Annotated in this window: 27 protein-coding genes and 1 pseudogene; 16 read left to right on the top strand and 12 right to left on the bottom strand. The window is 68.3% G+C overall.

Annotated elements, in window-relative coordinates:
* Nucleotides 1-32 precede the first annotated feature (32 nt).
* The 6 genes from A6R01_RS16765 to A6R01_RS16740 all read right to left on the bottom strand — a co-directional run bounded on the left by A6R01_RS16765 (nt 33) and on the right by A6R01_RS16740 (nt 4491).
* Entirely contained in the window at nt 33-767 is a 735-nt protein-coding gene (locus A6R01_RS16765; RefSeq protein ID WP_292608349.1) for a DUF305 domain-containing protein, read from the bottom strand.
* 72 nt (nt 768-839) lie between these two features.
* Nucleotides 840-1247: a four-helix bundle copper-binding protein gene (locus A6R01_RS16760; RefSeq protein WP_292608346.1), complete on the bottom strand. Its 408-nt coding sequence runs from the start codon at nt 1245-1247 to the stop codon at nt 840-842.
* 630 nt (nt 1248-1877) lie between these two features.
* The gene (locus A6R01_RS16755) at nt 1878-2588 is read right to left on the bottom strand and encodes a DUF3152 domain-containing protein (RefSeq protein ID WP_179530461.1); all 711 of its coding nucleotides are present in this window, start codon (nt 2586-2588) and stop codon (nt 1878-1880) included.
* A 121-nt stretch (nt 2589-2709) separates the two neighbouring features.
* Complete coding sequence (locus A6R01_RS16750) at nt 2710-3549, bottom strand: F510_1955 family glycosylhydrolase (RefSeq protein WP_292608343.1); 840 nt, start codon at nt 3547-3549, stop codon at nt 2710-2712.
* A 73-nt stretch (nt 3550-3622) separates the two neighbouring features.
* Nucleotides 3623-4189 (bottom strand): DUF305 domain-containing protein, encoded by a 567-nt coding sequence (locus A6R01_RS16745; protein ID WP_292608340.1) that lies wholly within the window; start codon nt 4187-4189, stop codon nt 3623-3625.
* An 86-nt stretch (nt 4190-4275) separates the two neighbouring features.
* A complete protein-coding gene (locus A6R01_RS16740) occupies nt 4276-4491 on the bottom strand; it encodes a hypothetical protein (protein ID WP_292608337.1) in 216 nt (71 codons plus the stop codon).
* Nucleotides 4492-5549: 1058 nt separating this feature from the next.
* On the opposite strand from A6R01_RS16740, the gene A6R01_RS16735 reads away from it, so the two are divergent.
* From A6R01_RS16735 to A6R01_RS16705, 7 genes are all read left to right on the top strand, one after another.
* Complete coding sequence (locus A6R01_RS16735; RefSeq protein WP_292608334.1) at nt 5550-5978, top strand: hypothetical protein; 429 nt, start codon at nt 5550-5552, stop codon at nt 5976-5978.
* A 79-nt stretch (nt 5979-6057) separates the two neighbouring features.
* Nucleotides 6058-6930, top strand: coding sequence for a F510_1955 family glycosylhydrolase (locus A6R01_RS16730; RefSeq protein ID WP_292608332.1), 873 nt, complete (start codon nt 6058-6060; stop codon nt 6928-6930).
* Nucleotides 6927-7154, top strand: a complete 228-nt coding sequence (locus A6R01_RS16725) for an SHOCT domain-containing protein (protein WP_193667658.1) — start codon at nt 6927-6929, stop codon at nt 7152-7154. The genes A6R01_RS16730 and A6R01_RS16725 overlap by 4 nt, the downstream gene beginning before the upstream one ends.
* Nucleotides 7151-8617: a multicopper oxidase family protein gene (locus A6R01_RS16720; protein WP_289089440.1), complete on the top strand. Its 1467-nt coding sequence runs from the start codon at nt 7151-7153 to the stop codon at nt 8615-8617. Before A6R01_RS16725 ends, A6R01_RS16720 begins: the two co-directional genes overlap by 4 nt.
* A gap of 87 nt (nt 8618-8704) precedes the next feature.
* A complete protein-coding gene (locus A6R01_RS16715) occupies nt 8705-8968 on the top strand; it encodes an SHOCT domain-containing protein (protein WP_292608329.1) in 264 nt (87 codons plus the stop codon).
* A 95-nt stretch (nt 8969-9063) separates the two neighbouring features.
* Nucleotides 9064-9639 carry a DUF305 domain-containing protein gene (locus A6R01_RS16710; RefSeq protein WP_292608326.1) on the top strand — a complete coding sequence of 192 codons (576 nt, stop codon included), beginning with the start codon at nt 9064-9066 and terminating at the stop codon, nt 9637-9639.
* Nucleotides 9640-9697: 58 nt separating this feature from the next.
* Nucleotides 9698-10042 carry an NADH-quinone oxidoreductase subunit A gene (locus A6R01_RS16705; protein WP_292608324.1) on the top strand — a complete coding sequence of 115 codons (345 nt, stop codon included), beginning with the start codon at nt 9698-9700 and terminating at the stop codon, nt 10040-10042.
* Nucleotides 10043-10167: 125 nt separating this feature from the next.
* Here the strand turns inward: A6R01_RS16705 and A6R01_RS16700 are convergent, their stop codons facing one another.
* Nucleotides 10168-10434 (bottom strand): hypothetical protein, encoded by a 267-nt coding sequence (locus tag A6R01_RS16700; protein WP_292608321.1) that lies wholly within the window; start codon nt 10432-10434, stop codon nt 10168-10170.
* 302 nt (nt 10435-10736) lie between these two features.
* On the opposite strand from A6R01_RS16700, the gene A6R01_RS16695 reads away from it, so the two are divergent.
* The 7 genes from A6R01_RS16695 to A6R01_RS16665 are packed head-to-tail and all read left to right on the top strand — an operon-like array spanning nt 10737 to nt 18189.
* The gene (locus A6R01_RS16695; RefSeq protein WP_292608318.1) at nt 10737-11516 is read left to right on the top strand and encodes a hypothetical protein; all 780 of its coding nucleotides are present in this window, start codon (nt 10737-10739) and stop codon (nt 11514-11516) included.
* Complete coding sequence (locus A6R01_RS16690) at nt 11509-12474, top strand: NADH-quinone oxidoreductase subunit H (RefSeq protein WP_292608315.1); 966 nt, start codon at nt 11509-11511, stop codon at nt 12472-12474. The genes A6R01_RS16695 and A6R01_RS16690 overlap by 8 nt, the downstream gene beginning before the upstream one ends.
* Nucleotides 12471-13040: an NADH-quinone oxidoreductase subunit J gene (locus A6R01_RS16685; protein WP_292608310.1), complete on the top strand. Its 570-nt coding sequence runs from the start codon at nt 12471-12473 to the stop codon at nt 13038-13040. Before A6R01_RS16690 ends, A6R01_RS16685 begins: the two co-directional genes overlap by 4 nt.
* Nucleotides 13037-13339, top strand: a complete 303-nt coding sequence (locus A6R01_RS16680) for an NADH-quinone oxidoreductase subunit K (RefSeq protein ID WP_292608308.1) — start codon at nt 13037-13039, stop codon at nt 13337-13339. Before A6R01_RS16685 ends, A6R01_RS16680 begins: the two co-directional genes overlap by 4 nt.
* An 8-nt stretch (nt 13340-13347) precedes the next feature.
* Nucleotides 13348-15273, top strand: coding sequence for a proton-conducting transporter membrane subunit (locus tag A6R01_RS16675; protein WP_292608305.1), 1926 nt, complete (start codon nt 13348-13350; stop codon nt 15271-15273).
* A gap of 2 nt (nt 15274-15275) precedes the next feature.
* Nucleotides 15276-16766, top strand: a complete 1491-nt coding sequence (locus A6R01_RS16670) for a NuoM family protein (protein ID WP_292608302.1) — start codon at nt 15276-15278, stop codon at nt 16764-16766.
* Nucleotides 16767-16770: 4 nt separating this feature from the next.
* Nucleotides 16771-18189, top strand: coding sequence for an NADH-quinone oxidoreductase subunit N (locus A6R01_RS16665; protein ID WP_292608299.1), 1419 nt, complete (start codon nt 16771-16773; stop codon nt 18187-18189).
* Between the two features lie 65 nt (nt 18190-18254).
* Here the strand turns inward: A6R01_RS16665 and A6R01_RS18370 are convergent.
* Nucleotides 18255-18509: pseudogene (locus tag A6R01_RS18370) on the bottom strand (transposase); the annotation flags it as partial.
* Nucleotides 18510-19261: 752 nt separating this feature from the next.
* On the opposite strand from A6R01_RS18370, the gene A6R01_RS16660 reads away from it, so the two are divergent.
* Both A6R01_RS16660 and A6R01_RS16655 read left to right on the top strand, forming a co-directional pair.
* Nucleotides 19262-19663: a DUF302 domain-containing protein gene (locus A6R01_RS16660; RefSeq protein WP_292608296.1), complete on the top strand. Its 402-nt coding sequence runs from the start codon at nt 19262-19264 to the stop codon at nt 19661-19663.
* 36 nt (nt 19664-19699) lie between these two features.
* Nucleotides 19700-20479, top strand: coding sequence for a DUF305 domain-containing protein (locus tag A6R01_RS16655; protein WP_292608293.1), 780 nt, complete (start codon nt 19700-19702; stop codon nt 20477-20479).
* Between the two features lie 321 nt (nt 20480-20800).
* Here A6R01_RS16655 and A6R01_RS16650 read toward each other — a convergent pair whose 3' ends face one another.
* The 4 genes from A6R01_RS16650 to A6R01_RS16635 all read right to left on the bottom strand — a co-directional run.
* Nucleotides 20801-21523, bottom strand: a complete 723-nt coding sequence (locus tag A6R01_RS16650; protein ID WP_292608478.1) for a DUF3152 domain-containing protein — start codon at nt 21521-21523, stop codon at nt 20801-20803.
* A 132-nt stretch (nt 21524-21655) separates the two neighbouring features.
* The gene (locus A6R01_RS16645; protein WP_292608290.1) at nt 21656-22495 is read right to left on the bottom strand and encodes a F510_1955 family glycosylhydrolase; all 840 of its coding nucleotides are present in this window, start codon (nt 22493-22495) and stop codon (nt 21656-21658) included.
* A 75-nt stretch (nt 22496-22570) separates the two neighbouring features.
* Entirely contained in the window at nt 22571-23137 is a 567-nt protein-coding gene (locus tag A6R01_RS16640; protein WP_292608288.1) for a DUF305 domain-containing protein, read from the bottom strand.
* Between the two features lie 86 nt (nt 23138-23223).
* A partial coding sequence (locus tag A6R01_RS16635; protein WP_292608286.1) for a DUF6153 family protein occupies nt 23224-23665 on the bottom strand: 442 nt, incomplete at its 5' end.

Raw genomic sequence — 23665 nt, 5'->3', positions numbered from 1 at the left:
CGAACTGTGTGCCGGCAAGCCCTCGCATGTAGTCACTGCTGACCCAGCTCCTTTGGCAGTGGCAGGGCCAAGAGCGCCCGCAGGAACTCTCGGGCACTCCATTGAGCATCCTGGAGGCTCGAGGCCGAGCCTTGGAAATCGGGGACGGGTCGTGCGTCGGCTTCTTCCTTCGTCGTAGCCGGTCCGTTCTCCTCGATGTCCTGGACCAGCCAGTCCATCTCCTTGATCTCCTTGCGCTGCGTCGCCGCGATGCCGTCCGCTAGCTCGCGGACCCGGACGTCCTCGATTCCGGCTCTCTCGCTGGTCAAGATGGCGATCGAGTGGTGGGGGATCATCGCCTTCATGTAGCTCTCGTCATCGACGAGGACCTGCGAGCGCGACAGGTACAAAGCTGTACCGCCAAGCACGATCGCGCCCAGGACGATGCCGACGTTCACCACACGGTTCCGGTACATCATCCCCCACATGAACGCCAGCATGATGAGGGCCATCGCCGCGCCCATGAGGAGTGCCATGTACACGCGCTCCTCGCTGAAGCGGACATGATCGGCGCTGAACGCGTTGGTGTAGGTGAGCCCGAACATGACGACAGTCGACGTCGCGATCATCAGTCCGAAACGCAGATACATCTTCGCCTCGTGGTGTCCGCTGGAGTTGCCGTCGTGAGCTCCGTTGTCGCTGTTGTGCTCGGAATGTTCGTCCGGCTCGGGGTGGGTGGCATGCTGCTGTTTGTTCTGCTGACGCTGGTTCATCTCGTTGTCCTTCAAGGTCGAAGTCGGTGCGTGCAGGCGGCATGGGATGACCGAACCTCTCGGATCCGGTCATCCCAAGCGGCCGCGTTAACCGATGGCGCTCAGGACGCGGTTGCAGGCGTCCTCGCACCGGCGGCACGCCTCGGCACAGATGCGGCAGTGCTCATGCATCTCGGCGTGCTTCTCGCACTCCTCCGCGCAGGACCTGCAGGCTTGAGCGCACGCCTGCAGCACTGCGCGGGTGATGTTGGCGTCGTAGCCCGTGTGGCGTGACAGCACCCGGCCAGTGGCCTCGCAGATGTCGGCGCAGTCTGAGTTCGTGCGGATGCACTTGGTCAGTTCGGCGACCATTTCCTCGCTCAGGCACGCGTCGGCGCACGCCGTGCACGCCTGAGCGCACTCCACGCATGCTTCTACGCATTGCGCCAAGAGCTCGCGGTCGGTGTTGATCTCCGCCGGGTAGGTCTTCATCATGTCGCTGATCGTGCTGGTCATGAGCTTCTCCGTATCGTCGTGATGTGGTCCTGTGGGCTATCGAGTGCGCAGCAGCGGGCACCGTGGTGGTGTCACAGGCTGCACAGAGCCCTCAGGTCCGGATCACCGGAGACGCGCGTGGCGGCGAGAGGGGCGGGGGACTTCCGCGGGCGGTTGCCCTCCAGTGGGCGACGAGGAGCCGCCGCGAGGGCAATGCCCTGAGCAGGCGGGTCGGTTCACGCCACATTCCGCCCCGGCGTAACAGCAGAATGCCGACGGCAAGGATGGAGAGACAGGCGCCCAGCAGGTGCAGGAGCTGTGCACTTCCGTTCTCGCTACCAGGCCCGTGGTCAGAGCCGGCGCCGCGCAGACCCTCGCCGTCCCTGCCAGACCCGACGGAAGCCGCCTGCATGGCTTCTCCTGTCGCGGCGGAGGCTCCCGCCGGCGCGACCATGGTCATGCCCACGTGTCGGGCGAACAGGTTGTCGCCTGAGGCACCGGCGAGCACGAAGAGAGCGGCCAGGACACACCCACCGAGCGTTCGAGCTCGGCTGAAGGGCGGTCGCTGGCGGCGGTCCATCACTCCACCTGTACCCCTATGGCGCTGAGGTCATACGCAAGCTGCTGTCGGCCGTCCGAACCATGGTGCCGTCAGTGGACGAGATCTACTCGCGACGGCCACGGGTTCGGCCGACAACCGGCCAAGCCCTTGGTCTGCTGCAACATCACTGGCGCGAGCCTTCCCGGACCGGGACACCCGACGTGGGGATAGCCCAGGGCGTGGCCAGTCTCGTGGTTGACGACGTAGCGCCGGTATGCCCGCAGGTCACCGGCGTATCCGTATGCGCCGAACTGCCAGCGCCAGGCATTGAGAACGACGTCGTCGCCGTTGCGGCACGACAGCCGACCGCCCGTGTCGAGCGGTGCGCAGAGTTCATCGGCCGTCTCTGGGGTGGCCAGGACGATCCGGAGGTCGGCATGGCCATCGACGCGGACGAGCGTGTGTCGCGTCGCCCAGCCCCGCTGATCAGACAGGGTCTCTTCGACCAGCCGCGCCACATCCGCCGTGTTGAAGGGCAGGCCCTGCTCGACCTCGACCCGGTACGTCACCCCGTTCTGCGAGCCGCGCGGCGCGGCGGCGGCGACTTCAAAGGTGCCTGCGCCGCGCTCCGGAATGCGAGTGGCGGGGGAGGGGGGCCCACTCGGATCTGGGTCACGATCTCGACGGACCTCCACCTCGCCGTCGGTCCGCTCGCGCCTGACAGCCTGTTCAGCGGAAGGAGATGCGGCAATTGCAGTGCGGCCGCCCGCGTCTTCGGTGTCCGTCGGGCGGGGGATGAGAAACGCGACGGGTCCAGCCACGGCGGCAGTCGTCGCCAGCGCCGCCAGGCCGGTGAGCCCTGCCGTGGCACGCCGACGTGGCGCGCGATGGGAACCCGCTCGTCGATGCGTGGCTTTGCGCCTACTCATCGTCCCGGCACCGTCACAGCACGCGGGACCAGGTGTCGCCGCCATCGGTGGACTGGTAGACGGTGGTCTCGGTCGCGGCGAACCAGCGCTGGGCGCTGATGGTGAATGCGGCCGGTTGGCCATCGATCGAGCCGACCTCGCGCCAGGTTCGACCGGTGTCGGTGCTGACCCGAACGACGCCGTCGGGGTCGACACCGGCCAGGGTCCCGTCGGGAGTGGTGTCGAGGTACATCATGTTCGGGCCGCCGAGCTCACGGGTCTCGCCGGACCTGGTGTTGATGCTGACGAGCTGGCCGTTGGCGTCGGTAGCGATCAGCGAGTCGTTGTCATCGACCGCCGCAACGCTGATCAGCGGACCTCGGTATGTCTCGTCGAAGCTCTTCCGGTCCTCGGTGCGCAGCAGGCTTCCGGACGTGGCGTCGTATGCGTAGAGGGCGTCGCCGGCGGGCTCGAGGATGTGGAAGTCCGCCTCACCCTGGAGGGCGAGGGGGGTCCAGGTCTCTCCGGCGTCGGTGGATTCGATCAGGCCCAGGTGGGCGGGCAGGTCCTCGCGGAGGTCCGGGTGCCCGCTTCCCAGGAAGTGGCCAGGGCCGACAACGGTGAACGCCATCGTGTCCTGATACCGGTCTGCGACGCGGCTCGGCCGGCCGCTCTCGTCGACGTGGAAGAGGCCGAAGTGGGTGGCGACGTAGAGGCTGTCGTCGGCCGGATCGACGCCGAGACCGTGGATGTGGCCGACGCTCGTGTCCTCATCGGCGGGCGGCGCTGTCGCTGGGGTGTCCTTGGCGCAACCGCCCGAGACGAGGACGGCACCGAGGAGGATGCCTGTGAGGGCGACATGGGGTCGGTACATAACAGTGGCTCCGAGGTGAGGATGGCGCCGGGCTGGCGGAGTAGCTCCGTCCTGCCCGGCACCAGGGACGAGATCAGGACTTCAGCAGGTCCTGCATCGTCTGGATCTCCTCCGCCTGTGTCGTCTCGATCTCCTTGGCCATGTCGACAGCCTCGGGGAACTCGCCCTCGGACTGCTCGGTCTTCGCCATCTCGATCGCACCCTCGTGGTGCTCGATCATCATGGTGAGAAACATCTGGTCGAACTCCGCGCCGGACGCCGACTCGAGGTCGGCCATCTCGTTCTCGGTCATCATTCCGCCCATGTCGTCGGAGGACATGTCGCCGTGATCCATGCCCGACATGCCCTCATCCGGGACGTCCTCGCCCCATGACTCCAACCAGCCGGTCAGTGTCTCGATCTCGGGGCCTTGGGCTGCCTCGATGTCGGTGGCGAGGTCCTTGACCTCCTGGCTTTCAGCTCGTGACTCGGCGAGGTCGGCCATCTCGATGGCCTGCTGGTGGTGGGGGATCATCTCCTGGGCGAAGGTGACGTCGGCCTCGTTATGGCTGGCCGCGGTGTCAGTGTCGTCGTCGTTGCTGCAGGCGGCAAGGGTGAACAGCGAGGCCGCCACAACGGCGGTGATCAGCGACTTGCGCATGAGTGTTTCTCCATCTGTGTGATCAGGTGTCTGGGCAGGCGAAACCACGAGCCGCCCAAACGTGGGCGCCTCGTGACGAATGCCTGTCAGCAGCGGATCACACAGAGCATGCCGAGGCTGGGCGGGTCCCGGTCACGCCCGATGAACAGTCGGGGCTGCCATGCCGGCAGCAGGGTCCGGGGGATGCGGACACCCCGACGCACCAGCAGGAGTGCGATCCCGAGCACCAGGCCGGCCAGCACGGCTAGGCAGAGGCCAAGAAGCCCCGCACCGTTCTCGCCGATGGGCTCCTCAGAGCTCATTCCCACTGGATGACCCGCGACGATCGGTTCGGAGGTATCCGGCTCACTGGCCGCTGGCCCGGAGTGGTCATGACTGAGGGGGCCGCTTGCGGCGATCAGGACATTCGCACTCGGGGATGTTGCCCCCATGGTGTGGGCGCCGGATCGACAGAAGACCGAACAGCGCGACGGCCACGGCGGCCAGCGCGTAGCGCGCGCCGCGTGTCCCGGCCGGTGCTCGGAGGTCCCGCATGCCGCCGATCCTAGTTGGGCACGAACAGGCACGAATCGTGGCTCATCCTCCGAGCCGACTGCGATTCGAGTCACGCCGCGCTTATGTCCCGAAAACGCCAGCACAAGCCGGCTGATCCGAGCAGAAAACGTCAAGATGATCTGGAGCCGACACGGCGGGTTGTGCGCATCTGTGCAGGTCAGAGCACACATCGGCAAGTGGGGTCAAAAGCGCCAGCGGCGGAACGCACACGCGCTGGAGGTCCAGAGGTCGCAGGTTCAAATCCTGCCCCCGCTACTGAAAAGTGGCCCGTGGCCTGCGGAAATGCAGGACACGGGCCATTTGTCATTTGAGCCATTCTGGCTTGTGTCGCGCTTTGTGACCCGAAAACCCCCTCTGCAGCGGGTCCGGTGCCGGGTTCGCCACCTGGATTCAGCCTGGGTGGTCGGCGACCTTGGTGATCATCGCGGTGCGGCCGACGTCGCCGATCGGCTGCGGTGGCCTTCGGCTGTGTCTGGTTTCGGGCGCCGAGGAGGACGGCGGCGAGGATGGGGTTGATGAGCTCGGGCCAGAGCGAATCGGGCATATGAGCTCGATGTCGTCGACCTGTGAAAAGGGCCGTCCTGGACTATGACGCGCGACGTTGTCGCGCTGCGGACACGGCTCGTTGGAACTCGGGATCGTTGTGAAGCGTTCGCAGCCGACGTCAAAGGCGGTCTTCCTTCTTGACGAGTGCCGATGGCACGTGATCGCTCCTCGGGTCCGGCGGCGCTGCCTGCCCTCACAGCGGCAGGATCAAGGTGCCTGGCTGGCGGCCGGGTGTGGCTGTGCCTAAACTCAGGATGCGATGACTCTTGCCGACCGCACCTTCCCGGGAGCCGTGAGGACGCGGCTTCCGCTGGTCGTCCTCCTGTGCGCAGTCGCGCTCGGAATCGTTGGCATGCACGGGCTGGCGTCCGGGCCGGACTCCGGCGAGCACATCGGGCACCACGCCGCCCCGACGATCATCATGACCACCGACACCACGGTGGGCGTGGTCGCATCCCTCGGCGTCGTTGCCGGGGACGAGGCCCCGCCGGCGGATGACGGGGGGTTGCTCGCGCTGTGCCTGATGATGCTCACGCCCGGTTTGGCGCTGGGCTTGTGGCTGCTCGCTATTGCGGCACGTGGCGGGGGATGGCGTCTGCCGCGTCTGGTGCCGTGGGTCGTCGCCGCGCTCGACGTGGCGGGGCTGCCACCGCCGTTCGAACGACAGCTGACCGTACTCCGGATCTGATCAGGCACACCGGCGCACCACCCGCATGGGTCCGGTGCGTCCGTCCTGCCCGTCATTCGATCTCATTTGGAGTATGCGCATGTGCGCGACGCGCAAATCGCTGAGTCTGTCTTCTGGTCTCCCTCTGGTCGTCGGCCTCTCCATGGCCGTGGCCCTGCTCGCCAGCTGTAGCTCTACGTGGAACCAAACCGCCTCGGACGCCGCTGCGGCCGGGGAGGAGTTCGGCCATATCCACTCTCTCGACGTGAACCCCGCGGACGACACGCTCTACGTCGCGAGTCATCACGGGGTGTTCGCCCTCGGTGCCGACGGCTTCGAGCGTGTGGGGGAGGAGCGTTTCGATGCGATGTCGTTCACCATCGCCGACGCGGACCGCTTCCTGATGAGTGGTCACCCAGAGCCGGGCGCCGGGGGACCCGCGCACTTGGGACTCTCCGAGTCGACAGACTCCGGTCGGACGTGGAGGTCGCTCTCGTTGGAAGGGGAGGCGGACTTCCATGCGCTCGAGGCGTCGGGTGAGCGCGTGTACGGGGTCGACTCCCAGAGCGGGCGCCTCATGTTGACCGAGGACGGCAGGCGGTGGCGCGACCTGGGCCAGTTGCCCGCCGCCGACGTGGCCGCCCATCCAGGCAACCCCGATCTTGTGCTGCTGACCGATGGCAGCGGTTCGCTCGTCCGGCTCCAGGTCTCCGGGTCTCCCGAGCTCGTGGAGTCCGCGCCGCGGTTGTTGCTCCTGGACTGGGACAGCGAGGACCTGCTGGTCGGGGCCGGCCCCGAGGGGTCGGTCTACCGCAGCGACGACGGTGGGGACTCCTGGCGGGAGGTGGGATCACTCCCGGACGTGCCTCGCGCGCTGACCGCCACCGAGTCGCGGTGGTATGCCGCCACGGAGGGCGGCGTCCTCGTGTCCACCGATGCTGGTGCGACGTGGTCCGAGATCGATCAGCCATGATCGCGTTGTTCTACGGAGTGCTGCTGGTCCTCGGCGTCGTGATGCTGGTGGTGACGGCGGTGCGGGTGCTGGCCGGAGGCCTCGAAGCCGGTTCGGGCCGGCCCGGTCGGCCGAGCGGGACGGGTGGTGCCCGACAGATCCTCGAGGAGCGGTACGCGGCGGGCGAGCTGAGCACGGAGGAGTACCAGCACCGGTCGCGCGTCCTGAGGGAGGGGAAGTCGTGAATCCGATCAGCCGACGCACGGCTCTGACGATGGGCGGTGCCGGCCTGGTGGGCACCGTCGTCGGTGGCACGGGCCTGTGGCGCGAGCTGTCCACCTCGGTCCTGGACCCCGTCGCCGGGGAACTGTTCACCGAGCCCGAGGTTCTCCGGAGCACCGGGGGTCTACTGGAGGTGCGACTGGAGGCTGCGCTGGGCAAGCACGAGGTCGCCGGACGCGAAGCGACGACCCTGGGCTACAACGGCGGCGTGCCGGGTCCCACGTTGCGGCTGCGACCGGGCGACACGTTGCGGGTGGAGCTGGTGAACCGGCTCGATCGGGTCACTAACCTGCACGTGCACGGGCTGCACGTGTCCCCCGAGGGCAACGGCGACAACGTGTTCGTCGCTGTCGATCCGGGCCGGGCGCATCGCTACGAGTATCGGTTGCCCGACAACCATCCACCAGGCGTGTACTGGTACCACCCGCACCACCACGGCACGGTCGCGGACCAGGTGTTCGGCGGACTCTACGGCGCCATCATCGTGGAGGACGACGAGGAGATCCCCGTCGACCGGGAACGGGTCATGGTCGTCTCCGACATCACCCTGGACTCCGGCGGGTCGCTGGTCAGCCCGTCCACCATGGAGCGGATGATGGGCCGCGAGGGTGAGCTGGTCCTGGTCAACGGTGCCGCCAAGCCGGACCTCAAGGGCCGCTCGGGAGAGCGTGAACGGTGGCGGATCATCAACGCCTGCACCGCCCGCTACCTCGCGCTGAGACTGCCAGAACAGCGCGCCCGGGTTGTTGGCCGCGACGTGGGTCGGCTGCCCCGGGACATGGCGTTGGAGGACGTCGTGCTCGCCCCCGGGAACCGGCTCGACCTGGTGGTCGATCTTTCCGAGGGAGGCAGCGAGCTCATCGCGATGCCGGTCGACCGCGGCGGCATGATGGGCCAGATGATGGGCGGGGGTCCGAGGCCAGGGGGTGGCGGTCCGGTGACCCTCGCCCGCTTGAGCGTTTCCGCGAGCGGCAACCGAGCCGTGGGTGAGATCCCCGCGGGCACGGCTGTCCGTGACCTGCGTGACGCTGACGTCGATGGTCGTCGGTCGATCACCTTCCAGATGGGCATGGGCGGGATGATGGGCGGCGGCGACGGTCCGATGAGCTTCACCTTCGACGGTGAGGAGTTCGACGCCGACCGGATCGACCAGCAGGTGGGGATGGACACGGTGGAGGAGTGGACCATCGGCAATGACAGCCCGATGGATCATCCCTTCCATCTGCACGTGTGGCCGATGCAGCTGCTGGAGGTCGATGGGCAACAGCTGTCTGAGCCGGTCTGGCTCGACGTCGTGAACGTTCCCGCCCGCAGCCAGGTCAAGGTCCGGGTCGCGTTCGAGGACTTCGGCGGTCGGACCGTCTACCACTGCCACATCCTCGACCATGAGGACCGGGGAATGATGGGCACCGTTCTGGCCAGTTGACCTCGAGGCGGTCACTGCCCCGAGCCGGCCGACTGACAAACACAGCGGAGCCCTCGGGGCTCCAGGAATGGAAGAGAGGTGAGACCCATGTATGGCAACGGAGGGGGCATGGGCTGGATGTGGTTCACCTGGCCGATCATGATCCTGGTCATCGTCCTCGTCCTCGTGATGCTGATTCGCGGCAGCGGCGGAGGCACGAACCGCGGCAGTGGCAGCGCGCCACCGCCTGGACCGGGGACCGGGAGAACTCGAGCGCAAGAGATCCTCGACGAGCGCTACGCCCGGGGCGAGCTCACCGACGAGGAGTACCAGGACCGTCTCAGTCAGCTCCGAGGCGACACCGACCAGTAGGCACAGACGGAACCACTCCGCCGGATCACCGACGACAAGCACTGGTGCCACAACCGGCGATGTGGATGCGTACCCCGGATGAGAGGAGTCCCAGCATGACCACGAAGTCCGAGAAGAACCAGTCCTCCGAGCACGAGCAGCACACGAAGCACGAGCGCAAGATGTACCTCATCTTCGCGGCCATGATCACCACGTCGACGGTGACGATGTTCCTACTCACCTACACCAACGCGTTCACCTGGTCGCACATGACGTTCAGCGAGGAGCGGGTCTACATGGCCATCCTCATGGGGTCGGCGATGGCGATCATCATGCTCGGCTTCATGTGGGGGATGATGTACAAGAACGTCAAGGTCAACGTCGCCATCATCGTGGCCGCGCTCGTCGTCGGGGGCTCCGCGTTGTGGCTGTCCCGGTCGCAGACCTTCGTGCAGGACGAGGCCTACATGAAGGGCATGATCCCGCACCACTCGATCGCGATCCTCACCAGCGAGCGGTCCGAGATCGACGACGTGCGTGTGCGCAAGCTGGCCGACGAGATCATCAAGGCTCAGCGCATCGAGATCGCCGAGATGAAGTGGCTGATCGGGGACATCGAGAAGAACGGTGCCGCCACCACCGAGGAAGAGGCCAAGCAGCGCCCCGTCCCGGACTTCGAGGCGAGCCCCTGAGCACGGATCCCCGTCCATAGCCAGCCAGTGGCGAGGATCTGAACGCGAGAGGAGAGTCATGTACGCAGGGGTTGTCGTGATGGCGAGCGCGGTCGGGGTGCTCGTGCTCGGGCTGTACGCGCTGCACAGGCTCACCGCCGTAGCGCCGGACTCGCTAATCGTGCTTCCGTTCGAGTCGGGGTGGGCCCCCGAGCAGCACGCACTGTCGCGATACCACGTGCGCTGGTACCTCGCGACGCTGCTCTTCCTCGCCTTCGACGTCGAGATGCTGTTCATGTATCCCTGGGCGGTCGTCGTCGCACAGGTCGGCGCGACCGCGGTCGTCGAGATGTTCCTCTTCTTGGCTGCTTTGTTCGTCGCCGTGCTCTGGGCATGGCGGGAGGGGGCACTGCGTTGGGTCTGAGTGACGCGATCGCACGGAGCGCTTTCCGGCACGCTCACGCTCTGGTCGTCGAGGTGCCGGGCTCGTGGCGCACGCGAGTGGCGGCGGAGCGCAACGTGGCCGCCCGTGGATGGCACCTCGCCATCTCACCCGCGGACGCCGACGTACTCGTCGTGTGCGGCGAACCCGGGCCGGGGCTCGCGGAGGCGATCGAAGGCATTTGGCCCCAGATGCCGGGACCTCGGGTGCGCGTTCACGTGCACGCGGGCGACGAGGTGGGTGCTCGACTGGACGAAGCACACACCGGCCTGCTCGACACCGACCGCCACCGCCGTGACGCGCAGCAGCGACCCACCGCCTCCGAACTCCTCGCCGAGCAGGCCGGATCTCGAGCCGAGAGTCATGGTGGCCATGGAGACACGGACCACGGTTCAGCCGGCGGCCACGAAGGCATGGACCACGAGGGCCACGAGGGCATGGACCACGGCGGCCACGAGGGCATGGACCACGAGGGCCACGAGGGCATGGACCACGGCGGCCACGAGGGCATGGACCAGGCCACGAGGGCATGGACCACGGCGGCCACGAGGGCATGGACCACGAGGGTTACGAGGGTTACGAGGGTTACGAGGGCCACGAGGGCCACGAGGGCCACGAGGGTCACGAGGGTCACGAGGGCCACGAGGGCCACGAGGGCCACGAGGGCCACGAGGGCATGGACCACGGCAGCCATGAGGGCATGGAGCACGGCAGCCATGAGGGCATGGACCACGGCGGCCACGAGGGCATGGACCACGGCGACATGGAGATGTCACCGGGAGGCATCCCTCTCGCGGAGGGCGGCGAGGACCGAGATGGGCTCGAGATGGACGTCTTACAGGTGCGTCTCGGGCCTGTGCTGCGGGACTGGCCGGCCGGTTTGGTGTTGCACTGCTCGCTTCAGGGCGATGTCATTGTCGAGGCACAGGCCGAGCTCGTCGACGGGCGTGCCCGCCAGGATGACGACGTTGTCGGGCCGGCCCGCGGCATCGACAACATCGCCTCGCTGCTGGCGTTGGCGGGGTGGGACGACGCCGCGGCAGAGGCCCGAAGGATCCGCGACACCGCCCTGGAGTCCGGAGAGGGGGCGGCGGGGTCGGAGCTCGAGCGTCTGCGCCGGAGGGTCCGTCGTTCGTGGACGTTGCGCTGGTCGCTGCGAGGCGTCAGGCGGCTGAGCGACAAGGAGGCCCACGCCCGGAGGTTGCCGGCCGACGCGGTCGGTGACACCTACGACCGGCTGATGGGCATGTTGGACCGGGCGGTCGCCGGTGTTGCCGCGACCGCCGCCGGTGACACCGGCACTCGGACGAACGACGCCGGCCGCACACTCTCGACCGACCACCTGGCACATCTGGTCATGGGTCTTGATCTCGCCACGGCGCGACTGGTCCTCGCCAGCCTCGACATCCACGAGCTGCTCGCCGGACAGGCGGAGCACGAGGTGTCCCATGGATGACCCGACCTCGATGACCGACTCGCCGATCACCACCGTTGCACCCGGCTGGGCGATCGTCGCGTTGGGGATCCTGGGCGCGCTGGCCGTGACCGCTGCCGTGCTGGACGGTGCCCTCGCCGCGCGTGCGCGGGGCGGCCCGGGCGGGAAGATGGGCGGGCCGGTCCGGCCGTTCGGTGAGGCGGCCCGGCTGATGCGGCAGCGACGTCGTACCACCGTCGAAGCCGACCGCCTGCTGTGGCGCATCGGGGGGGCCGGGCTGCTGGTGACGGCGGCGCTGATGGTGACGGTCGTGCCGTTGGGGGAGTGGACCATCTTCGACCTCGACGTGGGCGTCATGTGGTTCAACGCCATGGACGTGATGGTCTGGGCGCTGGTGTGGTTGACCGGGTGGGGTGCGAACTCGGCACACTCGCTGGTCGGCGGCTACCGGTTCCTGGCGCACGGACTGGGCTACGAGCTTCCGTTGATGTTCGCCCTGGTCGCTCCGGCGATCGCCGCGGAGACCCTGAACGTGGGCGCGGTTGCGGCGGCCCAGGAGGGCCTCTGGTTCGCTGTCTGGATGCCGGTGGCGTTCCTGGTCTACCTGCTCGGGGTCGCGGCCTTCTCCGTGTGGGGGCCTTTCGCCCCGGCGATCGGCACGGACGTCTCCGGTGGCGCACGGGCGGAACTGTCGGGCGTGGACCGGTTGGTGTTCGAGGCGGGGCGATACGCGCTGCTGGCCGCCGGCGCCGCGTTCGCGGTTCCGATGTTCCTCGGCGGCGGCGCCGGTCCGCTGCTGCCGGGCTGGGCCTGGGTGTTGGTGAAGACCGTTGCCCTGCTCGCGGTCCTGGTCTGGCTGCGGCGGCGGCTGCCGGCCTTCCGCCCCGACAAGTTCATGGAGGTGGGCTGGATGCTGCTGCTCCCGGCCGTGCTGCTGCAGGACCTGGTCGTCGCCGTCATCGCCGTCTGGAGGTCGTGAACGTGCTCACCGACATCGCCTTCTGGGGGATCGGGCTCGTCGCGGTGCTCGGCGGCGCCGCGGTCTTCTACGTCGATTCGATGGCTCGAGCGACATACGCCCTCGCCCTGTCCTTCGTCGCGGTCGGCATGCAGGTGCTCTTCCTGCAGCAGAACTACGTCGGCGTGGTGACGATCCTGATGATGGTCATGGAGATGGCGATCATGGCCGTCTACATGGTCATGTTCATGGGGATGAACCCCGCTCTGATGCCGATGAGCATGGTGCACAGCAACAAGACCGCCATCGCCGTCGCCCTGACCACGTTCCTGGCGCTCGCGACGGGCGTCCTGATGGTCGACTGGCCCACCCGCCGGGGCAGTCCACCGCCGGACGTCACCATGGCGCTGGGGGAGTCGTTGATGGGCCCGAAGATGCTGGTGATGGCCGTGATCAGTCCGGTCATGGTGGCCACCATCGTGGCCGGGGTGGTGCTCGCGGCGCACCGCACCCGCTACGACCGGTTCGGCGATGACCTGAAGCAGCGCCCCGCAGACGACCCCCAGCCCGGAGGTGTCGGCAGATGACCTTGGAGGCGACCCTGCTCCTCGCCGCGGCGATCTTCAGCGTCGGGCTGTACGGCGCGATCTCCCAGCAGGTCGTGGTGATGGTGATGATGGGTCTGGAGCTCATGATCAACGCTGTCATCCTCGCCGCTGCCGGCGTCTGGTGGTTCCTCGCTCCCGACCCGACCGGGCAGGTCCTCCTCATGGTGATCATCGCCGCGATGACGGTTGAGATGGCGATGGGCTTCGCGGTCGCCACGCTGCTGCATCGTGAGCGTGGTGCCGACATGACCGACATGGCCACGGACCTGTCGGGGTGACCATGTCCATGTCCGAGACTGCTCTCTGGCTGCTCGTGCTGCTGCCCGCCGTGGTGGGAGGCGGCCTCGCCCTCTCCCGCCTCGAGCGGGCGGCGGCCGCCGTGTCGCTGGCCACGGCCTTCACCACAGCCGCACTGTCGGTGGTGGTTGCCCTCGAACGGCCGAGGGTGTCGGTCCCGTTCATGGCCGGCAGCGATCTCGCCCTCGGGGTCGATGCGCTGTCGGCCTTGGTCGCACCGACCGTGGCGGTCGTGAGCCTGCTCGTGCTCGTGTTCTCGGCCGGCGAGATCCGGGAGTCACAGGCCCGGTTTCACGGGCTCATGCTGCTCTTCGCCTCCGCCGCGCTCCTGACGGCGACTGCTGAGACGCTGCCCGCGCTGCTGTTCGCCTGGGAGGTGATGGGCGCGACGTCCTTCGCGCTGATCGGGTTCTGGTGGCGCGACGACCACCGGGTCTCCGCCGGCATCACGGCGTTCGTGACCACGCGCACGGCGGACGTCGGGCTGTACGTCGCGGCCGGGGCAGCGCTCGCCGGTGGAGCCGGCCTGTCACTGGCCGACCTGCCCGCAGCCAGCGAGGGGTGGCGCCACGTGGTCGCGGCGGGTGTCCTGGTCGCAGCCCTCGGCAAGGCGGCCCAGCTCCCGTTCTCGTTCTGGCTGTCGGGCGCGATGGAGGGACCGAGCCCGGTCAGTGCACTGTTGCACTCCGCCGCCATGGTCGCCATGGGTGGCTACCTGCTGCTGCGCACCGAGCCACTGTTGGCCTCGACGAGCTGGGCCGCGCCGGCTGCTGCCTGGGTGGGCGCACTCACCGCGCTGCTGCTCGGCGCCGTCGCCGTGGCACAGCAGGACCTCAAACAGCTCCTCGCCGCCTCCACCTCCGCCCAGCTCGGGTTCGTGGTCATGGGCGCCGGGCTGGCCTCGGTGAGCGGGGGAGCGGCACACCTCGTCGCACACGCCTCGACCAAGGCGCTGCTCTTCCTCGCCGCCGGGGCCTGGCTCACCGCGCTCGGCACCAAGCAGCTCGCCGGCCTGCGCGGCGTGGCTCGGAGGTGGCGGCTGGTCGGCTGGGCCGCCACCGCGGGTGCGCTGTCCCTCGCGGGCGTCGCCCCGCTGGCGCTGTGGGCGACCAAGGACGCGGTCCTCGCCGCGGCCCTGGCAGAGTCACCGTGGCTCTACGCCGTCGGCCTCGCCGCGGCCGCGCTCTCGGCGGCCTACGCCGGCAAGATCCTGGTGATCCTGTGGCGACAGCTGCCCGAGCGGGAACACGCCCAGGTCGAGGCACACCTCGACGAGGAGCAGCGGGGCACCCGCCACGTCGGCATGCTGGAGCAGACGCCGCTGGTCGCCCTCGCTCTCGGCGCAGTGGTCCTCGGCGTGCTCGCGCTGCCGCCGTTCGGCGACACGGTCGCCCGCGCTCTCGGCGAGGAGCCGCTCCACCCGACGCCGCTGGAGATGGCCGCGTCGGTCGTGGTCGCACTGGGGGTGCTGGCGCTGGTGTGGTGGCGTCCGGTGCCGGAGCCGGGCTGGGCCCTGGCCTGGCTGGGCCTCGAGCGCGCAACACAGGCCCTCGTCGTACGCCCGACCCTCGCGCTGGCAGAGGCGCTGGCGCGCTTCGACGACCGCGTCCTGGACCGGGGCGTGGCCGGGTCCGCCGCGGCCGCGCTCGGTCTGGCGCGTCGGGCAGCGACCTTCGACGACCGGGTGCTCGACGGGGCGGTCGAGACAACGTCCCGGGCGTCGCTGTGGACCGCGGCTCGCGCGGCACGGGACGACGACCGGTGGTTCGATGGGGCGGTCGAGGGGCTCGCTGCGCAGCTGCGCCGCCTCGGCCGGCTCGCACGTCGTCCGCAGACCGGCCAGCTGCACCAGTACTACATCCAGGCCGTCGCGGTGCTCGCGATCGGCGTCCTGCTCCTTGTCACGGTGAGGTGAACGTGCTCAGTCTGATCGTCTTCCTGCCCCTGGCTGCCGCTCTGGCCCTGCTCGCGCTTCCGCGGCTCGGCGACACGGCCGCACGGTGGGCATGGGTCGCGGTCGCAGCCGCCGACCTCGCCCTCGTGATCGCGGCGTGGCTGCGCTACGAGACGCCCACGGCCGGACGACTCGCCTTCGAGGAGCAGGCCGAGTGGATCCCCGGCGTGAACAGCAGCTACCACCTCGGCGTCGACGGGCTCTCCCTGCCGCTGATCGCAATGACCGCGGTCATCTTCCTCGCGTGCGCGATCTTCGCGCTGCGCGAGACCGACCGCGCGCGTCTCCAAGCGGCGCTGTTCCTCTTCCTGCAGAGCATGAGCATGGGCCTGTTCGTCGCCGCCGACCTGATCCTCTTCTTCGTCTTCTTCGACCTCTCGATCGTCGGCATGTACTTCGTGATCGCCGGCTGGGGGCACGGCAACGCCGCCCGGTCGGCGATGAAGTTCTTCCTCTACACGTTCCTGGGCTCCCTGGCCCTGCTCGTCGGGTTCATCGGCCTCTACATCGCCGCCGACCCGCACACCTTCGACATGGTCGAGCTGGCCGAGCAGACCCCGCTCGCCGGGTCGTCGCTGGCCGGTGGGCTGGTGCTGGCCGCGATCCTGATCGGACTGGCGGTGAAGACCCCGACCGTGCCGTTCCACACCTGGCTGCCGCCGGCCCACACGGACGCGCCGGCGATCGGCTCGGCGGTCCTGGCGGGCGTGCTGCTGAAGATGGGCACCTACGGGTTCGTGCGGATCGCGATGCCGATGCTGCCCGAGGCGTGGCGGGACTGGGCGTGGGTGATCATCGTCGTCGGCATCGTCTCCGTCGTGTACGGCGCCCTGGTGGCCCTGGCCCAGACGAACTTCAAGCGGATGGTCGCCTACACGTCGGTGAACCACATGGGCTACATCGTCCTCGCCGTCGGCGCCGCGGGGCTCGTCGCCGACGACACGACGCAGGCCCGATCCGTCGCGGTCACCGGTGCCGTCACGCAGATGGTCAGCCACGGCCTGATCACCGGTGCGCTGTTCCTCCTCGCCAGCGTCCTCCAGGACCGGGCAGCGACCTACGACATGGACTCCTACGGCGGCCTGGCCGGACCCGCGCCCCGGTTCGCCGCGTTCTTCGCCGTAGGCGCATTCGCCTCCCTGGGCCTTCCCGGGCTGTCCGGCTTCATCGCGGAGTTCCAGATCTTCACCGGCAGCATCGCCGCCGCCCCCGTCACGGCGATCGCGCTCGTGGGCATCCTCCTCACCGCGGCGCTGTTCCTCCGCGCGCTGCAGCGGATCTTCACCGGCGAGACCCGCGGCCGCTCGGTCGGCTTCACCGACCTGCGCGCCGCCGAGGTCTGGTCGGTCGGCCCGCTGCTGGTGCTCTCCCTGCTCATCGGAGTGTTCCCCCGACCACTGCTCGCCGTGATCGAGCCCGCGGCCGAGGTCGCCGTCGAGCTCGTCGGAAGGTAGGCCCGTGGGCTCCGACATGGCCATGCGGCCGCTCCTGCTGCTGCCGGAGATCGTGCTGTTCCTCGGCGGGCTCGCGGTCCTGGTCAGCGGGTCCTTCCTCCCGCGGACCCGCCAGGGGGTCACCCGCGTCATCGCCGCGGCCGCGCTGGTCGCCGCCGCCATCCTGGCCGCGGTCGACCTCGCCGGCCCGGCCCAGCCGGCGATGGAGGGCACCTTCACCGTCGACACCGCCACCGGAGTGGCGCGGATCGTCGCCGCCCTCGGGACGCTGATCGTCCTCGCGCTGGCCTCCGACGAGATCGCCGGCTCGCCACGGGAGAGCGAGACCTACGCACTCTTCCTGTTCTCGACCACCGGCACGCTCGTCCTCGCCGGCGCCGACGACCTGCTCGTCGTAGTGGTCGGGTTCCTGCTCGCGAGCATCCCGCTCTACGGCCTGATCGGCATCGCGCGCACGCCCCGCGGAGCCGAGGCGGCCATGAAGACCTACCTGTTAGGTGCCCTGTTCGGCATCCTCCTGCTGCTCGGGGTCACGCTGCTCTACGGAGTCTCCGCGACCACGTCGTACGCAGACCTCACCGACCGACTTGCCGAGGCGCCACAGGGCGTGGTCGCGGCGAGCGTCGTGGCGGTGCTGGGTGGCTTGATGTTCAAGGCCGGCGGCGTCCCGGGGCACTTCTGGGTCCCCGATGCCGCCGAGGGTGCGGGCGGGGCGGTCGCGGCCTTCCTCACCACCGTGCCCAAGATCGGCGCGATGGTCGCCGCTTACCGACTCATCGCCATGCTCCCCGACACCCTCGCCTGGCCGCTGCTGGTCGCCGTCCTCGCGGTCGCCAGCATGACGCTCGGCAACTTCGCCGCCTACTGGCAGAGCGACCCCCGGCGCCTGCTCGGCTGGTCCACGGTCAGCCAGGTCGGCTACCTGCTCGTGCCGGTCGCGGTCGCCGGGCGCAGCGACCTGGCCCTGCCCGCCCTGCTGCTCTACCTCGCCGGCTACACCGTCACCAACCTCGCGGCATTCGCAGTGACGACCGCCTTCCCCGACCGGCGCGACCTCGACTCCTACCGCGGCATGGGCCGAGCCCGGCCGTGGCTCGGCGCATCCCTCGTGGTGGCGCTGCTCGGCCTCGTCGGCACCCCGCCGACGGTCGTCTTCGCCGGCAAGCTCACCACCACTGCGGCCGCCTGGGACGGCGGGCTTGCGTGGCTGGCCGTGCTGGTGTTCGTCAACACCGTGGTCAGTCTCTTCTACTACCTTCGGTGGATCGCGCCCATCTACGGCCGAGGGGAACCCCACGCGGGGACCGTGCCAGGAGCGTTAGTTCCTCGTGTTTGGTCGGCGACGACGGCGATGGTGACCTCGGCTCTCAGTCTCGCGCTCGGCATCGGAGCCGGCGCCCTCTGGAGTGTCCTCTCGGTCTGAGTTTCATCTGGCACGTGGGCGCGACGGCGGCCGACGCGCAGTGGTGGGAGGGTCGATCCCAGCCGCCGGCTGTCGAGTCCCCGCCGGAGCCCGCGCGGGAACGCCAGGTGGGGGATGATCCGTTCCCACGCAGCTTGCCAGGTCGCGACCGCGTGGGGATGCTTCATGCCCCAGACCGAGTCACGAAAGGTGTCGAACTCGGCATGCGCGGCGGCCGCGTCCGCGGCGGTGTAGAAGGTCGGTCTGAGCGCTTTCGCGAAGCCCTTGCGGTCCGTGTAGTAGACACCCGATGCGAACCTCGAGCAGGCATCATCGCCCAGCCACGCGGGTTCCCCGACGTGGTCGATGAGCTGGCAGGGGTGAAGACAATCCTCGGCCGCTCCGACAGTGCGGCCAACACGTCGGACTCGGTACGCGTCGACGCCATGGGTTCAACGGCGAGCCAGACAATGACGGGCGTGAACCTTGGGGAATGCGTACGAAGCGAGTCCTGCGGGGCTTCTTCAACGAACCTTCACCCAACCGCGACAGACCAGAGGCACGCTCGAGTCATGGTGGAGGCTCGAGACAAGCAGAGGAGTCGTTCACGATGATGGGCTGGTATGACAACGACATGGGCGCGGCAGGCTGGGTCTTCATGATCGCGGCGATGATGATCTTCTGGGGAGATCGGCCGCGAGGACTACGGCGGGCGTAAGTCCGCTCTCAGTGCGGGCGCGCGTTGACCCTTGATCGTCAAGACCGAGGTCCCCTGACCTGATCATGGTCAGGGGGAAAGTCACACCAGCAGTGAGGAGAACCGAGTCAATATGTTGGAACAGAGCAGTCAACTAGTGCGACTTGGCGTCGGAGGTCTTGGCGGCAGCCTCGGGATCGCCGGTTACAAGTCCTGGATCATCGCGATCGTGATCTTGCTGGTCCTTGTCGCCTTGGCCCGGTGGACGATGCGCCCGGCACGGCGGGCGACGCGAGCCCAGCGCACCAACGGTACGTCCGGACCCGAGATCACGCAGCCCACACGTGAGCACGACGGTGCCGACAGCACCCGAGCAAAGCAGACGAGGAAGGCCCCATGAGCAACTACACGATCACCACCACGATCAACCAGCCCTACGACGACGCTGTCGCGGCGGTCCGCGAAGCCTTGGGCGACCAGGGTTTCGGAGTGCTGACCGAGATTGACCTCAAGGCCTCCCTAAAGGAGAAGCTCGACGTCGACGTCGCCCCGCAAGTCATCCTCGGTGCCTGCCGGCCGCCGCTGGCCTACGAAGCCATTCAGGCCGAGCCCTCCATCGCAGCGGTGCTTCCCTGCAACGTGGTGGTGCGCGCGCTGGACCACGACACGACGCTGGTCGAGGCTTTCGACCCCGACGCAATGATGGGTCTCGCCGACAACCCAGCGCTCAGGAGGATCGCAAGCGACGCAAAGCAGCGCTTAGGCGCGGCATTCGCGGCACTCAACGAACCACAGTGAATTCTCTGCTGGTTGCCAAGGACTGCGTCGACTCGAATGAGCGAGTTCGAACAAGACTCCTATCGTCCTGAATCAGCTCGTTCTCGCTCACTGCTGTCTGGGTGGCCCACGCAGGAAGGACGAGGCAGTGAGTGGAACCACTGCCATGGCGCGGGGGCGCCGACAGCGAAGCAACACCGCGTCTGGGACAAGGCCGCGCGCGGCTACGACAAGCAGATCGCGTTCTTCGAGAGGACCTGGTTCGGCGGCGGCCGCGAGTGGATCGGCGCGCGAGCCCCCAGGCGAGTGCCCGAGGTCGCCATCGGTACCGGACGGAACCTCGCGCACGACGACAATGGGGTAACTGTCACGGGCGTCGACTTGAGCCCCGATATGCTCGCCCTCGCCAAGAAGCACGCTTCCGAGCTGGGGGTTGAGGCCGATCTGCGTACGGGCGATGCTGCTCGCCTGCCGTTCCCCGATGCGTCCCTCGACCCCGAGATCAACACACTCCAGGGCTGGCTCGAGGTATGGGGTGAGGAAGGGACCTCCCACGAGACCGACGGGATGGACCATGGGGACATGGGCCACGGTTCCAGCAGCGAGATGCCGGGCATGATGGACGAGGACGATATGAACGACCTGATGGCGGCCTCGGGTGCCAGCTGGGACCGGATGTTCATCGAGATGATCATCGAGCACCATCAGGGCGCCGTCGAGATGGCCCAGGTGGAGGTCGAAGACGGCGAGGACCCGGACGCCGTGGCCCTGGCGGAGAAGATCATCAGCGATCAGCAGGCCGAGATCACCCAGATGCGCCAGCATTTTGAGTCCTAGGGTCCACAGTCGGGGGTAGGAGCACCGAGCTCGAATGTGGTGGTCCATTACTAGTCGTAAACCCCGGCAGAACCTGGCCGAAAGGCGCTACACCGCGCAAGGTCACGCACGTTCCCCTGGCGGTGTTTCTGCAGGTCAGCGTGAACTTCCGCGACGAAACGCAAGACTGGGCTGAGTGCCTGCTCAACGTCAAAGGGGTCGCAGATTCAACCCGTCCATCTGCCTCGCCTCCGCCACCATGCGTGAGAGCACGGGAGTCCAACGCAAGCCGGTGGGCGCTCTGGACCACACGTCGGGGTGCACGACCGATCCACGGTGGCGTCAGTGGGTGAGGAGATCTACCCGCGACGGCCACGGGTTCGGCTTGCAGCCCTCCAGGCCCTTGGTCTGTTGCAGCATCACCGGCGCGATCTCGCCCGGGCCGGGACAGCCGACGTGGGGATAGCCCAAGGCGTGGCCCGTCTCGTGGTTGATGACGTAGCGGCGATATGCCGCAAGCTCCCCGGCGTAGCCGTCTGTGCCGAACTGCCACCGCCAGGCATTGAGAACGACGTTGCCCCCGTTGCGGCACGACAGCCGGCCGTCCGTGTCGAGCGGCGCACACAGGTCGTCGGCGGTCTCGGGGGTGGCCAGGATGATGCGGAGGTCTGCGTGACCCTCGACGCGGACGAGCGTGTGTCGCGTCGCCCAGCCGCGCTGGTCGGCCAGGGTTACTTCGACCAAGCGCGCCACATCCATGGTGCTGAAGGGCAGGCCCTGCGCGACCTCGACCCGGTAAGTCACCCCGGCCTGCGACCCGAGCGATGATGCGGCGGCGACTTCGAACGTGCCTGGGCCGCGCTCCGGGATGCGAGTGGCGGGGGAGGGCGGCCGCTTGGGATCTGGGTCACGATCTCGACCGACCGCGACCTCACCGTCTGGTCGCTCGCCTTTGAGAGTCGGGTCAGGGAAGGGCGCGGAAGGGGAGGCAGCAACTGCAGTGCGGCGGCCCGCCTCCCCGGTGTCCGTTGCTCCGGGGATGAGGAACGCGACGGGTCCAGCCACGGCGGCGGTGGTTGCCAGCACCGCCAAGCCGGTGAGCCCTCTCGTGGCACGCCGACGCGGCCCGCGATGTGAGCGCGATGTGAGCCCAAGTGTCGATGCGTGGCTCTGCGCTTACTCATCGTCCCTGCATCGTCACAGTACGCGGGACCATGTGTCGCCGTCATCGGTGGACCGGTAGACGGCCGTCTCGGTCGCGACGTACCAACCCTGGGCGCTGATGGTGAATGCGGCCGGTTGGCCATCGATCGAGCCGACCTCGCGCCAGGCTCGACCGGTGTCGGTGCTGACCCGAACGACGCCGTCGGGGTCGACACCGGCCAGGGTCCCGTCCGGAGTGGTGTCGAGGTACATCATGGTCGGACCGCCGAGCTCACGGGTCTCCCCGGATATGGCGTCGATACTGACGAGCTGGCCGTTGCCGTCGGTCGCGATCAGCGGGACGCTGTCGTCGGCCGCCGCGACGCTGGTCAGCGGACCGCGGAACACCTCGTCGAAGCTCTTCCGGTCCTCGCTCCGCAGCAGACGGCCAGAGGTCGCGTCGTATGCGTAGAGGGCGTCGCCGGCGGGTTCGAGGATGTGGAAGTCCGCCTCGCCCTGGAGGGCGAGGGCCGTCCAGGTCTCTCCGGCATCGGTGGACTCGATCAGGCCGAGGTGAGCGGGCAGGTCCTCGCGGAGGTCCGGGTGGCCGCTTCCCAGGAAGTGGCCAGGGCCGACGACGGTGAACGCCATCGTGTCCTGATACCGGTCTGCTACGCGGCTCGGCTGGCCGCTCTGGTCGACGTGGAACAGGCCGAAGTGGGTGGCGACGTAGAGGCTGTCGGTGGCCGGATCGACACCGAGACCGTGGATGTGGCCGACACTCGCGTCCTCATCAGCGGGCGGTGGTGTCGCTGGGGTGTCCTTGGCGCAGCCGCCCGAGAGGAGAGCGGCGCCGAGGAGGATGCCTGTGAGGGCGATGTGGGGTCGGTACATGAGGGCGGGCTCCGAGGTGAGGATGGGTGCCGAGCAGGCGCACTAGCTCCGTTCTGCCCGGCACCAGGGACGAGATCAGGACTTCAGCAGGTTCTGCATCGTCTGGATCTCCTCCGCCTGGGTCGTCTCGATCTCCTTAGCCATGTCGAGGGCCTCGGGGAACTCGCCCTCGGACTGCTCGGTCTTGGCCATCTCGATCGCACCCTCGTGGTGCTCGATCATCATTGTGAGGAAAATCTGGTCGAACTCCGCGCCGGAGGCCGCGTCGAGGTCGGCCATCTCGTCCGCGGTCATCATTCCGCCCATGTCGTCGGAGGACATGTCGCCGTGATCCATGCCCGACATGCCCTCATCCGGGACGTCCTCGCCCCATGACTCCAGCCAGCCGGTCAGAGTTTCGATCTCGGGGCCTTGGGCTGCCTCGATGTCGGTGGCGAGGTCCTTGACCTCCTGGCTTTCAGCGCGTGATTCGGCGAGGTCGGCCATCTCGATGGCCTGCTGGTGGTGGGGGATCATCTCCTGGGCGAAGGTGACGTCGGCCTCGTTGTGCCCGCCAGCGGTGCCAGTGTCGTCCTCGTTGCCGCAGGCGGCGAGGGTGAACAGCGAGGCTGTCACGACGGCAGTGATCAGCGATTTGCGCATGAGTGTTTCTCCATCTGTGTGATCAGTGTCTGGGGAGAGGCGAAAGCCCCGAGTCGCCCGGGTCGGACGCTCGTGGCGGACGCCTGTCAGCAGCGGATCACACAGAGCATGCGGAGGCTCGGCGGGTCACGGTCTCGCGCGATGAACTGCGGAAGCTGCCACGCTGGCAGCAGAGTGCGGGGGATGCGGACGCCCCGACGTGCGAGCAGCAGAGCGATCCCCAGCAGCAGGAGGCCGGCCAGCACGGCTAGGCAGAGGCCAAGAAGCCCTGCACCGTTCTCGCCGACGGGCTCCTCGGAACTCATTCTCGCTGGATGACCCGCGACGATCGGTTCGGAGGTGACCGGATCACTGGCCGCTGGCCCTGAGTGGTCATGACTGATGGGGCCGCTCGCGGCGATCGCGATATTCGCGCTCGGGGGGGTTGCTCCCATGGTGTGGGCGCCGGTGTGAGATCCCCAACCATGCATCGACAGAAGACCGAACAGCGCGACGGCCACGGCGGCCAGCGCGTAGCGCGCGCCGCGT

Origin of the sequence: Nocardioides sp. REDSEA-S30_B4, assembly GCF_001627265.1 — a bacterium.
GTDB lineage: Bacteria > Actinomycetota > Actinomycetes > Propionibacteriales > Nocardioidaceae > Nocardioides.
Note: the sequence above shows the minus strand (reverse complement) of the source record. Positions and strands in the feature narration are given on the sequence as shown.